Genomic DNA, 15,241 nt, shown 5'->3' with positions numbered 1-15,241 from the left:
ATTAGTTATCCTGCTGTTTGACGGCGCGGGGCTGTTCAGGCCCGTCAAATAGAAACGCATTTTGAATTTGCAAGACCGCGCCTTCTGACTGCGGGTCGCTGGTTCCAGTATGTTCGATGGCGACCGTGTGTTTGCCTTTTGGCAATCCGAACACATGAAAGATGCTCTCGCCGCCGCGTTCATCCGTCGCGTTAAAGAGGTTAAAGGTACGCTGTTTTTTTCCGTCGATATATGCGTTGAGAATGCAGCCGTCTTTACGGATGCGGCCTCTCACCATCACGCCGGTCCCCTCAAACGTCAACGTCGCCCGCGCGCCTTTTTCGGCGGACCATTTTGAATTGTCTTCGCTGTTCCATTCGCCGGACCAGACAAAATCCGTACTGTTGACTTCAACGATTTTGGTTGGGCGTTCTTGTTTCCATTGCTCTAACTTCGCGGCGACGGGCGCCTCGCGCTCATAGGAAAATACGCCGCCATTTTGTTTGCCGCCGCTTTTCAGAATCAATTGTTTGGCGCGTTTCAACGTGCTCTGCGCAATCTCATTAAATGAATAATCGGTATAAGCGAATTTTTGGTCGATGATGCCTTGCAGTTCGTCTTTCCAGTCTTGCGGCAATTTCTCATAGCCAAACACCACGCCCAACACGCCCGCCGCGCTGGAGGGGTTACAGTCGGAATCTTGCCCGCAGCGGGTTGAGATTTCAATGGTCTTTTTGAAATCGCCGCCGCCGTACAGCATCCCAATGGCGATGTAAGCGCCGTTGGTTTTGGCGTCGATGTCAAAATCGCGGAAAGTCCCTTCCGAACAGATGTCAGTATTGGCCCATTTGTCTTCAAAGAGTTGCCAGACTTGTTTCCAATCGCGGGTCTTCATCGACCAAGACAACACGTCGCGAATGGCTTGGGCGTATTCACTTTGGGGCGGCAGGGCGGCGACGCCCGCTTCGACTAACTTGCGCGGGTCACTCTCATAATAGGCTTCGGCGTACATCGCGCAGACGAACATACCGCCGTAGACGCCGTCGCCGTAGTTCATCACATGGCCAACCGTATCGCAAAAACGGTTAGAAGTCGCAATTAAGCCTGGACACATCAGTCCGATAAAATCGGCTTCAATTTGAAAGTCGATATCATCTGCGTGGCTGTTGTATTTTGGGTGGCCGGAATCCGGCGGCGTGATTCCATTCCGCAGGTTGTGGCGCCCCATAAAGTTGGCGTGCCAGAGCCAATATTCACTGTCGGCAAACGCTTCGCCATACGCCGACATGGGCGCATCCAGCCCCAACTCGTCCATCACGCGGGCGAAGGTCATTTCGACATAGAGGTCATCTTGATTGATCGCGTCTTTGACTTCTTTCGCGTCCCAGTTTAACGGTTGTTCATACAGTTTCGCTTGTGCGCGAAACTCGGTCGGACCGCCAACGACCACTCCGATGATCTGCCCCAACCAACCGCCTTTGATTTTATTCAGCAATTCATCCTCGCTGATTTTGACCGTTTCGGCTGGGACGGACAACGAGAACACAACAACGCATACCGTTGCATAAATCCATCGCGACATCATCATCATTTTTCTCCCGAATCAAGTTCAGTATCGTGATATCCCATACATGACAGGCTGAAACCCGCGCTCTAATTTTTGATTGACCATCCACATCAATTCATTGGCGCCTTTTCGCAAAGGCAGCGAAAACCGAACAGCGGCGCGTTGTTGTGCGCGTGGGTCCATTCGAAGTTCAGTTTCGCCTTGCAACGGAATCCCATTAATCACAACCCAGCCCGTCATTGTCTCAATCATATCAGAGTCTTTTTTGAATAAATACGGGGTCGCCTCGAAGGGCGCCGCTTCAAACCGATAAATGCCGCTCTCCGGCGCGTCCACATTCCATAACACGACATACGCGCCGTCCTGACGCTCCGATTCAGGCAATTGAAAATAGCCCTCGTCGTTTGCCTTGAGCGGTATGATCGACACGCCGCCCGACGGTTCATAGCCCAGCGCAATCGAATCGCCGCCCTGCGCTTCACGCTCCTGAAACACATCCTGGTCGCTCTCAGGCGTAGACCAATAGGGGCCTTGAATAGTTATACTTGTTGGAACCGTTCGGGTTTCTTCCCAATAGAACGAGTCGACGCCGATGACGTATCCTTTCGACGCATTATTTTGGCCCGACACCTCATAGCGCAAAATCGGCGGTTCGGACGCGTGAAAAAATTCCGGCTGCGTTGTTTTCATCCGCGCGGGTTTGGTTTCGTTTCCATACAAATCCACATAGGGAAACAACACCCGGTTGTTCAATGAGATTTCAGCGATGGCCGCGTCAGGCGCTTGGGTGACGCCGCACTCGACATTGTAATATCCCGAATACGCCAGGCGTTCGCCCTGAAATTCAATGTAGGCGCCGGGCGCTTCGGCTTCAAAACGCAATTGCTTATTTCCACTCCAATCCGGGCCAAACGGGCGCATGTCTTGCGGTTCATACAGCCCGCCCACCGCCAACGCCATCACATCTTCGCCTTCATACGGAACAACAGGCACGGCCTGGTCTTCTTGCAGAATCCACTCAGGCTGCGTCAAAACTTCCGTGCGAAACTGCCGGGCGGCGGCGGGAACGGGATAAGGGAACGGCGGGTGAGGTTCTTCTTGATACCAATAGACCGTACTCGAATAATCCTGCCGCATAGCGTTTGCATGGCCCTGTTCAAAACTCAAGACCAAGCGTTCGCGAAAATCAACCGGATACGGAAACATCAAGCGCAGAAAGCCATTCATGCCGTGAAGCTTTAACGCAGCAGCGCTGAGCGGCCAGCTGACGGTCTGCGCATCTCCCGCTTGATTAAAAAACCCGGCATTGCCTGTGCCGGGGCCGTCCGGCGGCCATTCGTCGTCATCGACAAACAACATGGCGTCGCTTTCCGGCGCGGGCAGTCGATGCAAGGTGACGCCAACAAAATGCCCCGCGCCCATTGTGGACAGGGCGGCGTAATTGCGGCGAGGGTCTGCCTCAACAGTCGCCGTCTCGAGGTTCGTTTTGATTGGCTCCAGTTGCGTGTCGTTATCACGTTTCCATAACGCATGAAACGTACGCAAATTGTCCGGCAATTCGGCGTCCGGCTGCCAATCAATTTCGACGTCAATCCGCCGCGTCGCGCTCTCCGCGCCGTTCTCAATCCAAACGCGGGCGTTGCGGGCAAACGGCATGGGCAGATAACAATAGCGCCAACCGTCTTCATCCCGTCCGATGGCCAGCGACTTGACCCGCCCGCCAAAAAAATCATACAACGGCGATTGAACGCTGGGGCTGTCTTCATCGTCCCACGCGCAATACAACATCAGTTCGCGCCCGGTCTCGTCTTTTTCACCGCTCCACCGCGCTCTCATCCCACGAAACACAGCGGGGCCTTCAAAGGTTGCGAGTTGAATGCGGTCGCCCGCCGGGAGCGAAGCGCTAAATTTTTCGCGCTTGATTGTCTTGCTGATTTTATACGGCGCCGCCTTTGCCGTGACGAATTGTTTCCCCACGGACGTAAGCGTTGACTTCTCACTTTTAGAAAGCGGCAGCGTTAACGATTTCACTTTTTGGTCAATCGGGTAGGTAATGTAATCAATTTGATAGAAACATTGGGCCGATAACGTAATCTTACAAAACTGCTCGAAAGGAACCGGCGCATACGACCAATGAGCGCCCCAAATCCGCGGGGCGCCCCGCACAAACGGTTTTTTAAACGGCTCGATCTTATCGAGAAACAAATCACGAAAATTTCGCTGAATGAGCGGCTGCCCGCCGTCATCCACATATATCCGAACCATGCCTTGCGGATTAGCCGACCAGATGCGGGTAATCGCGCCGGGGCCGGGCAATTCGGCGACCACGAACCAGTCGCCTTCTTTGCGAATAAATCCCACGTCGTCCTGGTCGCCGCCGGAACGGTCAAAACTCGACGCCATGCCCGTATGAAAAATTGGCGGCTGATACACCGTCTCAAGATCGACTAACTGATTTAATAAATCCGAAAAGCCAATCGTTTCATCGGCGGAAAACGCCCAGGAAGAACACGCAGCAAACAGCGCCGCGATCAACAAAACGTGTCTCATCTTTGGTCCCTAACAAAATACTTGTCGGCTGCACATATCATTCGGTTCTGACGAACAGAAAACACCGAACGCGAGTTCTGATTCACCATAACGCAAAAATAGTATACAGATGAGAGGATGGATGATCCTAGGCTTTAGCGCCGCCCCAACAGATTGAAGGTTAGCGTCTTTGGAGCAATTGAATTTGAAACTGCATCCGGTTTGGGCCGCGAAGAATTTCGACGCGGACAAATTGTTCAGGGTTTGCGTTGACAATGCGCGACAACAGGTCCCAAAGTTCCGTCTCTTGCCGACCGTCAAAGCCGATAATCACGTCGCCGGGCTTTAAGCCCGAATTCGCCGCATGGCTATTGGGGTCTACATTACGAATCAAGATACCCTGCGCGGACTGTTGCAGTTCGATTCCCGGCAGCCAGCCGTGCACCAAATCGCCTTTTTGGATAATCTGGTTCGCCGACTCCGCCACGAAATCAGCAGGAATCGCAAACGAAACGCCCGGCGCCGCGCCAATACTAAATTCCGCCGCCATCATCCCCACCAATTGACCCGACGGGCTTAACACCGGCGCCCCTTCATTGCCTGGATATAACGGCAAATTGGTTTGAATATAGCGTTCGAGTTCAAATTTTTTTAACTGGCGGTGATAGCCGCCAATCATACCGGTATAGGGAGACGGCGGCAAATCATACGGACATTGAATGGTCATAATATAAGACGACACGGGCAAGGTGGTCGATAAGCGGCCTAAGTCAACGTAATGCTCAAACGTCGCGTCTGGAATGCGCAACACCGCAACGCCCGTCAAGCGGTCAACGCCTTGCAACAAAGCGCGGTGTTGAATTTTTTGGTGATCGGTCACCGTAATCTCGCCGCCCATCGTTGCGCTTTTCACAACGGAACTCAGCGTGACGATGTGGTGGGGATCAATCGCGAACCCCGTCCCGCGCATACTGTTGTTCATCAACATTTGTTCTTTGAGAAAATCGAGTTGACGCTCCCAACGCCCAATCAGGCTATTGAGCGTAAAAAATGACGCCATCGGCTGTGTACCGGACATCACCATATCGCTGTAGCGGTCATGAAATTCCCGCAGACGCGAAATGGATTTATCATATTCTTGCAGGATGAGATTTTTGGGGACCTGGACTTCAATCGAATAGACGGCGGGCGCATTTCGATTAAAAGTTTCATACACCGCAGAATCAAACTGGGCGTTTACCGCACCATTCAGAACAAGCCACGTCGCGCAAAGTACAAACAACCATCGGTTCATCATTCTAACCTACTTCATTTCTATTGCGGCGTTTGAGGCCCGACGCAACGGGATGCGCTCCTCAATCAAAACGCCGCTCGAATTTACGCTCCGTAGTGCATAACGCAAATCACGCCAATCAGTAACGGGCAATCATTCGCTTCTCCCGGAAATCGGCTGGTTTCACGCTGCCATTGCTTGTTCTGTAAAAAACGACCCTACGTTTGTCCAATAAACAATATAAAAGAGAAATGAAATCCCCCAAGACGCTCTTCAATAAGTGTAATCCCCACAGAGGATTCGATCAACACAAACAACGCTTCACCGCCTCGAAGGCATGAACAGATCGAACTGCTGTGGGGGATAGACTGCTTGACAAGCGCCTTTTAGTAGTTCTATTGGAAGAGCAGAGACTTGCATATCGGGGTTGCAGGTCGAATCGGAACGCGGTATAAACCCATACGACGCCTGGGGGAAGCGGCGACGTTTGCCTTGGGTAGCTCGTAACTTTAAGGAGAACCATTATGACGTATGTGGTTGGCGAACCCTGCGTGAAGTGCAAATACGGCGACTGCGCAGAAGTCTGTCCGGTCGAATGTTTTTATGAAGGCGAAGATCAACTTTTAATCAACCCTGATGAGTGTATTGATTGCGACGCCTGCGCTCCGGTGTGTCCGGTCAACGCAATTTTTCCGGAAGATGAAGTTCCCAAGGAACAACAAGAGTACATCGAGAAAAATGCGAACTTCGAGTTCCAGGAAGATTTGCGGCGCAATGCAAAAGACCAAGTCACCAACGGCCCTGATTGGGACGCGGAGACGGCGGGAGGATAATACAAGAAGCCTTTGCTTCTATCATCGAAAAACTTTTGGCGGGTATCGAGCGTATCAGGTATACTTTCGATATCCGCCTTTTTAATTGCTGGTTCGATTTTTTAAGGATTTTCTATGACTTCCACGACATTCTTGATCGAAGGCATGACTTGCGGGCATTGCGTTAAATCCGCAACCAAAGCCTTAGAATCTATCCCGGGCGTTTCGTCCGTCCAGGTTGAGTTAGACAGCAAACAAGCCGTTGTTGAATATGACTCCGGCCAGACCAATGAGGACGCGCTGTTTGACGCCGTCCAGCAGGCCGATTTCACCCCCGTTAAAAAAAAACCGTAGACGCGCCCTCTGATTGCCCGCCTGAAACGCAAGCAATTGACGCTAACGCGACCATACGCTTATCGATCCAGGGCATGACTTGCGCCTCCTGCGTCAGCCGCGTAGAAAAAGCGCTGCAATCCGCCGCGCCCAACGCACAAGTGCGCGTCAATCTCGCCACCGAACAAGCCTCAATTGTCACGCCAGACGACGCGGTCTCCGAGAGCGATTTCGTCCAAGCGGTGAAAAACGCCGGGTATGACGCCGCGCCCATAGAGCAACAATCCCGCAACGCGAAAGACTCCGAACGCAAACGCGCATTACGCGGATGGCTGCGGCGGATGATCGTCGGCTCGGCGCTCTGCGTTCCAATCATGGCGTTGAGCATGGGCGTCTCATTTCCCGGATCGGAATTTGTCATTTTTATTCTGGCGACGATTGTTCAAGCGTATGTCGGGTTCCCGTTTTACAAAGCGGCGTTCAAAGCGGCGCGCCACGGCGCGACCACAATGGACACCCTGATCGTATTGGGCGCAAGCGCCGCCTATGGATTCAGCGTCGTCAGTTTATTTTTGCCGGATGCGCCGCTCTATTTCGACGGCGCCGCGATGATTTTGACGTTGATCTCTATCGGCAAATATCTCGAAACCCGCGCACGCGGCGCGGCGGCGTCAGCGGTCGAATCCTTGCTTGACCTGTCGCCGCCGACTGCCCATCTACTCGAAGACGGAGAAGAACGCACGGTCGCAGTCGAAGAAATCCAACCCGGAGCGCGCATCCGCGTTCGCCCCAGCGAGTCAATCCCACTAGACGGAACCATCATCAAGGGCCAATCGACCATTGATGAGTCCATGCTGACTGGCGAGAGCATGCCGGTTGAGAAAAGCGTCGGCGATGAAACCGTCGGCGGCACATTAAACCTAACTGGCGTGATCGAACTCGAAGTCACCCACACCGGTTCCGACGCCGCCCTGCAACGCATCGTCGATTTCGTGCGTCGCGCCCAAGAATCGAAGGCCGACGTACAACGCCTCGCCGACCGCGTATCCGCCGTGTTCGTCCCGGTGATTATCGTTGTCGCGGCACTCACATTCGCCGGATGGGCCTGGGCGCAACCGCATGAGATCACCACCGCGATGGTGAATGCGGTAGCGGTGTTGATTATCGCCTGCCCCTGCGCGTTAGGACTCGCCACTCCCACCGCCGTCATGGCCGGAACCGCCAAGGGCGCGCGCGAAGGCATCCTCATCAAAGAAGCCCATACCCTCGAACAAGCCGGACAACTCACCGATTTCGTGTTCGATAAAACAGGAACTCTGACCGAAGGCAGGCCCGCCGTCTCTGACTCGACCTCGCTTCATAATGATGATTGGCTTGCGCTGGCTGCGTCCGTTGAGTCCGCCTCGCGGCATCCGCTCGCGCAAGCGATTGTGAGACATGCGCAGGAAAAGCAACTCCACATTCAGGAACCACACGCCGTCAACGAACAAAGCGGCGGCGGCGTCATCGCCGATGCGGGCGGCGCGCAAATCCACATCGGCTCGATTGCGTTCCTAAACGAGAACGACATTGATACGTCCGCCCTGACCGAATGGACGCAACAAGCGGCGCAACGCGGACAGACCGTCGTTGCATGTGCAAACGACAAACAAGCCGCTGGCGCATTCGCGCTCCGCGACCAGATACGAACGTCGTCAAAACCAGCGATCCAGCAGTTGCAAGCCATGGGGCTGACCGTCCATTTATTATCAGGCGATAAACAAGAAACCGCCGAGGCGGTTGCAAATAAATTGGGAATTAAAAGCGTTTTTGCGGAAGTACGCCCTACACAAAAAGCGGACGTTATCCAAACATTACAGAAGCAGGGCGGCATCGTCGCCATGGCGGGCGACGGCGTCAATGATGCCCCCGCATTAGCGCAAGCCGACATCGGCGTCGCCATGGGCGGCGGTACGGACGTCGCCAAAGAAAGCGGCGACATTGTGTTGATCGGCGACGACCCGCTCAAAGCCGTACGCGCCATTCAGCTCAGTCGGCTCGCATTGCGTAAGATCAAACAGAATTTATTCTGGGCGTTCTTTTACAACGTCTGTGCGGTTCCAGCGGCGGCTCTCGGCTTTTTAACGCCCATGCTCGCAGCGGGCGCGATGGCGATGAGTTCGGTCTGCGTCGTCAGTAACTCGCTGCTGCTATTACGGAACAAAGCGGACTAAGCCTCGGCTTCTTGAATGTCTTTAAGAACGCTCTTGGCGCGATAAGCGGGGCCGACGGCCTTACCGCCGCGCTGCATCGGTTTGAACTCATATTCCATCTGGACGAACCAGTGCAGTTTGTCCGACCAGTAGGATTCAACTTTGGCAGCGACCGTCACCGGGGCGCCGTTCAGGTCGGCCTCAATCGAAACATCGACGATAAAATACCGGCACAAGATCGCGCCAATCGGGTTTATGATGCGATAGTCAAATCGGCGTTCAACATTCTCGGTCATGTGCGCGGCGCCGACGACTTCTCCTGCGGCGGTCATAAAAACCTGTTCGGTCTCAAAGGTCTTTTTGTCTTTCTTTTTTAATTCGAGATAGCGAATTGGCGCAGGCGGTTTTTCTTCGATTTGAATCACGCCCGCCGCGCTTGTCAGACCCTGGCGATGACGGCGGTATTTGTCGTCATACAAGCCGATCTCGATTCCCTGCTCGCATTCAAAGCGGTCTTGGACGACCCACAAGTTCTGGTAATCGGGGTCGCGCCCCAACACGCTGACCACGCGCCCCCCGGTGCAATCGCGGTCGCCCTCACCAAATGGACGCGGGCCGACATGGTCGTAATGGTACGAAAGCCCCATTTCAAACGGCGGCGGCGCGGCGTCGAGTTCATGGTCATCTTCCGGTTTTTTTTTTGAAACCGTGTTGCACCCCGCGCCCAACAATGCAGACGCAACGCCAAAGAGCGCTTGGCGCCGATTGATAAAACCCAAATGCGCTTGATTGCCCTGAATCATTTCCGATCTTTCATCTGCGACGACGCTCGCTGTTTGGCGCGGAACAAAGCGCTGGTATATTCGTTTTTCTCTTCTTCAAACTGCGGGGCGTCTTGTCCGGGTTTAACTTCCTGCCACGGCGCTTCGTCTTTTGCGCCAGCGACCTCAGGCGCACCGTCAATGTCGCCCTGCGATTCTAATTTTTGCAGCAGCGCTTCCTTTTGTCCCGCCTGGGCCAACGACTGTTCCCCCGCGCGCTGCTTGGCCTGCATCAGGTTGCCCAGTTGTTCGGTCGCAGGGCCAACCGGCGCCAATTGCCTCGTGAAGGGATACAACAGCCAGGCCTTCACTCTCCCCAACAAAGCCTCTAACTGGGTGAGTTCAAAGAAGACGCGCCGCACGGCGATATCCAAAAAGAAAAAGATTATCGCCAAAGCAATCATCAGCGGCCATAGCGGTTTAATATCGCCCGTAGCGATTAAATTATGCTCAAAGATGGATTGGTCCGGCTCCAAAAATGGATTGGCGGACAGTTCCTGCAATTGTTTCAGGATCACGTCATTTTGTTTGGTCGTGCTGTGTTCGGGCGAATAGGGGACGGAGATTCCCGCCGTCAAACGCCCCTCGAGTTGTTCGCCTTTTTGTTCGTACGCTAGGTTCATCAAATAACTGCCTGCTTCTTTGGCCGACAGTTCCGCTTCATACCGCCCCGGCTGGGTCTGGCGAATATCCACCTCGACCGGTTCCAGCGAAGGGTTCAACACAGCGCCGCTAAAATCGAGATCATTGAGAAATTCGCCGTCTTCGGTCATGGCATCAATGGCGATGCGCACCCGGTCGCCTTCGACCGAGGTCTGCACGACGAAGTTATCGTCTTCGGTGCTGCGCAGCGTCCAACGCACCAATTGTCCCCAGAACTTGGCGTATTGCTCCCAACTCAGCCAAGTGTTCGCCCAACGCGCTTTGGGGCCGCTGGTAAACGCAGCCGTCTTGCCAAGCCCATAGCGCCAGTGCGCCAACAGCGGGTCTTCTTTGTCTGAGGTCAACACCGTTTCGGCCTGGTCTTTGAACCCGGCGACGACATATCCGTCCAGCGACGGGAACCCGCTCTCAAACCCCAACAGCATTTCGCTCATTTGACGCAAACGCGGCGTAAAGGTTTCTTCCACCAACATATTGCGGCGAATGGTTGAGGCTTCTTTGATAAAAATCTTAGGCAGGTTCTTGTTGTTCTTCACATGATAAAACTTGCCGTTGCAATACTCGGCCAGTTCTTCCATGACCGCAGTGCCGTTGATGCCGTGCGGGGCGATGCACACCGTCGAAATGGTGATGCCCGCGTCGATAATATCATCTACCAAGCCTTGGCTGGGTTGCGCCGGATCGCCGTCAGAGAGGATAACGATATGCTTGACGTTAGCCTCGACTTCAACCAGCGAGTCATACGCCTTTTGCAAGGTATTATCAAACGACGGCATGTCGCCAATGTCGTTAAACCGCAAATTTTGAATCTTGTTTTTCATATCGCGCTTGCTGCCGACCTTCGTCAGAGGAAACAGCCAGGCAGGCCCGCCCGCTTGCATACTGAAACGCAAAAAGCCCATGTAATCGTTACGTCCCAACACGTTGAGCGCGGCGACCGAAATTTCTTGCGACCAGTAATTGCCTTGAGGAATTTCGCACGAGTGCATAATCAGCGCCAGAGCGCCGCTGGGGATAACCTTGCGCTGCTTCACATCCATCGCAACCGGCAGCGCCTCTTCAATCGGCGAGCCTTGCCAGCCGCCCGCGCCGAAACTGTCCGGCCCGCCCAGCATGATTAGCCCAATGCCCAAGTCGCGCACAGCGGTTTCGATCATGCGCTGTTGCGAGGGCGGGATGCGCTCCGCCGAAACGTTCGACAAGATTATGCTGTCGTAGGCTTGCAGTTCACGGATCGACAGCGGCGTCTCTTCGGGCGCGCGCATATCCACTTGGATGCCTTCTGAAAGCAGCGCCGCAACCAGAAACTGCCCCAAATCCGGCTCGGCTTCCAGCAACAAAATGCGGGGCATTCCCTTGATTAAGGCCGAGTTTTGGGCGCGGTTGTTTGAGGGGCGCTTGTCGTTTTCGGCTTCGATTTGGGCTTCGTAATTATAAACGCCGCTGTATTCAATTTCGCGGGTGAATTGAAATGCGTTTTTGCCGGGTTCCAATTCAACGTCTTCTTCGGCGATGAGTTCGCCGTTTTCATATAAGCGCAACTTGCCGGGGCCTTGTTCTTGCGCGTTGACCAACGCCTTAACGGTGAACGGCTCTTTCTCTCGAATCCGCGACGGCAAGACCACGTCTTCGAGCAATACTTCCTGGGTATACACGTATTCCAGCGGCAACACCCAAACGTCAATGCCCGCCGCTTTGGCGCGTTGGACGGCGGACGCCGCATCGCCCTGGGTCTGGTTGCCGTCGGTCAGCAAGACGATGCGCTTTTGCATCCCCTCTTGAAACGCCGCCATCGCCAACCCCACGGCGGATTCAATATCGGTGCCTTCCGCATCAACCAGCGCCTGATATTCAGGCAGGGTCACGCTTTCGCCGGGGTTTTCCTGGATCGCGGCTTCTTTGCCGAAGAACAAAATACCCGCGAGGTCTTCGGGCGGCAATTGATTGAGTTGCTCCTGCACATAGGCCAGCGCATATTGTTGTTGGTCTTGGGGAACGCTGGAGGAGCGGTCAATGGCAAAAAAGATCGACAGCGTATCGCCGCGGTCCAGCATCTCGACTTCGGACAACGCCAGAATGAAGAACAAAATCACCAATGTGCGCAAAAACAGGGTGAGAGACTTGCGCCCGCGCCCCAACACGCGCACCTGCCGGGCGGTGTACCACAGCAGCGGGACCGCCAGCAATAACAACAGGTAATATGGATGCAGTATTCGAAACGAATCCATAGGGTTTTTACGTTTCCCGTCAGTTGTCTACCATTGTAACGTATTCCGTCCCTCTTCGTCTTCCCTTTTTCGCCAACAAACACAAAAAAAGCGCAAAATTGTTTCAAGGCGCATTTTCACGTCATGATCGAGACATTCAGGCAAACCCTCAAACAACTCTAACGGGTAGAGGCCAACATCCGTTATAATAGATAGAGATGTAGAGAGGATAGGCCAATGAAAAAACAAATGCACACATCAGTTCCGAAGGCCCCAACCTTCACCCTGCCGAGGCGGCGGTTTTTACAAACCGCAGCGCTCGCCGCCATTTCCGTTCCAGGTTGGAGCAAACCCGCCCAGGTTCCGCGCACCCTGACCTCGATCCAAATCTGCAACCAATATGACTACGCAAAAGTTCGCGAATTGTTGGGCAATATGTTTGATGAAGTGGGCGGCGTCCGCAGTTTGGTCAAGAACCAGTTCGTCACCATCAAAGTCAATCTGGTCAATTCGCCCGCCAACGTCTGGAGCGGCGTCCCCTACTGGATGACGACGGTGGTTCACCCAATCGTCGCCAAAGCGGCGGGCAGCCTGTTGGTTGAATACGGCGCGAAACAGGTGACCTTCTGCGACCAGTTGCCCTTTGGCGAAAATCACGACGCCGACTTCGCGCACTATGACTATAACATTGACGACTTCAACAAGGCGATGGACGGCAAATGCGTGTTTGAGAACACCCGCAACAAAGGCCGCCACGGCGCCTACGACCTCGCAAAAGTTCCATACGGCGGCTTGCTCGCCTCAGCCTGGGAAGTCAACCAGAGTTATACCAAGACAGATGTCATCGTCTCGTTGACCAAAATGAAAAGCCATATCTCCGGCGGGGTGACCCTGGGGATGAAAAATATGTTCGGCGTCCCCCCCAGCAGCATGTACGGCGAAGACGGCGTTGACGCTCCAAACGAAAACGCCACCGGCTACCGTGGGCAGACCATGCACAATTGCACAAAAAAGCCCTCGACGTCGATTGATACTTTTAACGGGAAATCCATCGAACAAGACCATGGCTTCAACGTGCCGCAGTTTATCGTCGATCTCAACGCGGCCTTTCCTGTGGAATTAACAATCATTGACGGCGTCAGCACCATCTCAAACGCAGAAGGAACCTGGAACGGATCGCTGGTCGAAGTGTGTCGTCCCAATTTGTTACTCGTCGGGCGCAACCCGGTTTGCACCGACGCCGTCGGCGCATCCGTGATGGGCTTCGACCCCGACGCCGCCGACCGCACCCCGCCGTTCGCCAATGGAATCAACTGCCTGAAACTGGCGCGTGAAATGGGTCTGGGCGAAAACCGGCTCTCGATGCTGGACGTTGTCGGCGTCCCCATCGAAACCGCTCGTTATCACTTTCAACCGACATACCAACGCTAGGGGGCTGTCATGTCAAATACACAAGGCGTAACCGTATGGCGCATGGCGGGCGGCGACCCGTCGCGTTGCGGGCTTTCCGCCCAGTCGCTTTCAAAAGAACCGAAACTTACCGATACGCTGAAAGCCAGCGGCTCGGTCGTGGGCTCTCCCGTATTTTCGCAAAGCGGTTCGGTGTTTATTGCAGACCGCGCGGGCGGCGTTCAAGCCTATAACAGCGATGGCAAACTACTCTGGCGGCGCGATCTGCCGGGCGGCTTCCAAGCCTCCCCCGCCATTAATAATGACGCGTCCGTCCTCTATGTCGGCTCGTTGTTGGGGCGCGTTCATGCGCTCGACGCCAAAACAGGACAACCGGTTTGGGAGGTCATGCTGCCCGCGAGACGCGACCGGAGAATTCAATCCGACCTGCTTTATCTTGATGAACATGACGCCGTCATCACCAGCAGCTGGGGCGGAAAATTCGTCGCGTTATCAGGAAAAAACGGAACCAAAACCCAAGAATGGAACGCAGGCGACAATCCGCGTACGGCCATGTCCGCCTCGCCGGATGGAGGCCTTTACGGCATCCGAGTTGCCAGTTCAAACCGAGGCAATCAAATCGAAGTGTTCAACGCCGTTCTCGGTTTTGATGAAACGCTCCTCTATCAGCAAGCCGTCAAAGGCACGGTCAACGCTTTCGCGTCTCCCGTGGTATGGCATGATGGCGTCATCGTTCCCATCAATGGAAATACCACTTGTAGCCTGAAATACATCTATCAGAAAAAATCAGAGCCAAAAAAACTGATGGACTTAGACTGCTGCATCCACGCAACCCCCGCCGTTTTCAGAGATGGGATCGACAAACTCTTCGTCGCAACCATGAACGGCGACATCGCGGCGCTGCCGATTTATCGCGACCAGGGAGACATAAACAATTATTCAACCGCTAGCCCCGCCAATGGAGAATACTACTTAGCCAGCCCTGTCTGCGACGCGAGCGGCAACGCCTACTTGGGATCGCCCCAAGGTAACCTCTATCGCTTTGATTCAGAATTTCAACGAACTGTCATCTTCGAAGGGACTCGCGCCTTTGAAACGCAGCCCGCCATCAGCCCGGACGGACGGTTATACGCGCCTTGCACAGACGGCAACGTGTTTGTTTTTGCGTAATAATAGAGGCCTCGAAGAACACACGATTGACAGAATCAGGCGGATGGATAGTATCAGTAGGTGGGCATTTAACATCCTGAACGCTCCCAAGCCCTGATCGGCGTTTCACATTGGCGATGCGTCCCTCCGCCAGTGAGTATAAAAAAACATGGTTCATCCGGTAAGTGAGTCCTTACATTGATGGATGGCCATAATTTTGTTAGAGAAAACATATTCGGGCATATTAAAAATTGACGAACCAATCAGGCATGGGTTCAACTCCGGGAGCGCCTGTGCATAAGGGTC

10 protein-coding genes are annotated in these 15,241 nt (G+C 54.1%); 5 read left to right on the top strand and 5 right to left on the bottom strand.

The features are described from left to right. Nucleotide 1 precedes the first annotated feature (1 nt). The 3 genes from P9L94_10545 to P9L94_10535 all read right to left on the bottom strand — a co-directional run bounded on the left by P9L94_10545 (nucleotide 2) and on the right by P9L94_10535 (nucleotide 5,372). Nucleotides 2-1,570 carry an ADP-ribosylglycohydrolase family protein gene (locus P9L94_10545; GenBank protein ID MDP8244508.1) on the bottom strand — a complete coding sequence of 523 codons (1,569 nt, stop codon included), beginning with the start codon at nucleotides 1,568-1,570 and terminating at the stop codon, nucleotides 2-4. A gap of 18 nt (nucleotides 1,571-1,588) precedes the next feature. Continuing rightward, nucleotides 1,589-4,096 carry a DUF2961 domain-containing protein gene (locus P9L94_10540; protein ID MDP8244507.1) on the bottom strand — a complete coding sequence of 836 codons (2,508 nt, stop codon included), beginning with the start codon at nucleotides 4,094-4,096 and terminating at the stop codon, nucleotides 1,589-1,591. Between the two features lie 160 nt (nucleotides 4,097-4,256). Then, nucleotides 4,257-5,372 carry a S1C family serine protease gene (locus tag P9L94_10535; GenBank protein ID MDP8244506.1) on the bottom strand — a complete coding sequence of 372 codons (1,116 nt, stop codon included), beginning with the start codon at nucleotides 5,370-5,372 and terminating at the stop codon, nucleotides 4,257-4,259. Nucleotides 5,373-5,872: 500 nt separating this feature from the next. Here P9L94_10535 and P9L94_10530 point away from each other — a divergent pair, with 500 nt between their 5' ends. From P9L94_10530 to P9L94_10520, 3 genes are all read left to right on the top strand, one after another. Further along, on the top strand, nucleotides 5,873-6,181 hold the full coding sequence (locus P9L94_10530; GenBank protein MDP8244505.1) for a ferredoxin family protein: 309 nt from the start codon (nucleotides 5,873-5,875) through the stop codon (nucleotides 6,179-6,181). 114 nt (nucleotides 6,182-6,295) lie between these two features. Next, entirely contained in the window at nucleotides 6,296-6,514 is a 219-nt protein-coding gene (locus P9L94_10525; protein ID MDP8244504.1) for a heavy-metal-associated domain-containing protein, read from the top strand. A 65-nt stretch (nucleotides 6,515-6,579) separates the two neighbouring features. Beyond that, nucleotides 6,580-8,706: a heavy metal translocating P-type ATPase gene (locus tag P9L94_10520; protein MDP8244503.1), complete on the top strand. Its 2,127-nt coding sequence runs from the start codon at nucleotides 6,580-6,582 to the stop codon at nucleotides 8,704-8,706. On the opposite strand, the gene P9L94_10515 is transcribed toward P9L94_10520, so the two are convergent. Continuing rightward, nucleotides 8,703-9,488 carry a hypothetical protein gene (locus P9L94_10515; GenBank protein ID MDP8244502.1) on the bottom strand — a complete coding sequence of 262 codons (786 nt, stop codon included), beginning with the start codon at nucleotides 9,486-9,488 and terminating at the stop codon, nucleotides 8,703-8,705. The genes P9L94_10520 and P9L94_10515 overlap by 4 nt on opposite strands. Then, on the bottom strand, nucleotides 9,485-12,397 hold the full coding sequence (locus P9L94_10510; GenBank protein MDP8244501.1) for a VWA domain-containing protein: 2,913 nt from the start codon (nucleotides 12,395-12,397) through the stop codon (nucleotides 9,485-9,487). The genes P9L94_10515 and P9L94_10510 overlap by 4 nt, the downstream gene beginning before the upstream one ends. A 216-nt stretch (nucleotides 12,398-12,613) precedes the next feature. Between P9L94_10510 and P9L94_10505 the strand changes: the two genes are divergently transcribed. Both P9L94_10505 and P9L94_10500 read left to right on the top strand, forming a co-directional pair. Beyond that, a complete protein-coding gene (locus P9L94_10505; protein ID MDP8244500.1) occupies nucleotides 12,614-13,807 on the top strand; it encodes a DUF362 domain-containing protein in 1,194 nt (397 codons plus the stop codon). Between the two features lie 9 nt (nucleotides 13,808-13,816). Next, the gene (locus P9L94_10500; protein MDP8244499.1) at nucleotides 13,817-14,956 is read left to right on the top strand and encodes a PQQ-binding-like beta-propeller repeat protein; all 1,140 of its coding nucleotides are present in this window, start codon (nucleotides 13,817-13,819) and stop codon (nucleotides 14,954-14,956) included. Nucleotides 14,957-15,241: the final 285 nt, after the last annotated feature.

The sequence above is a fragment of the Candidatus Hinthialibacter antarcticus genome (genome assembly GCA_030765645.1).
GTDB classification, from domain to species: Bacteria; Hinthialibacterota; Hinthialibacteria; order Hinthialibacterales; family Hinthialibacteraceae; genus Hinthialibacter; species Hinthialibacter antarcticus.
Note: the sequence above shows the minus strand (reverse complement) of the source record. Positions and strands in the feature narration are given on the sequence as shown.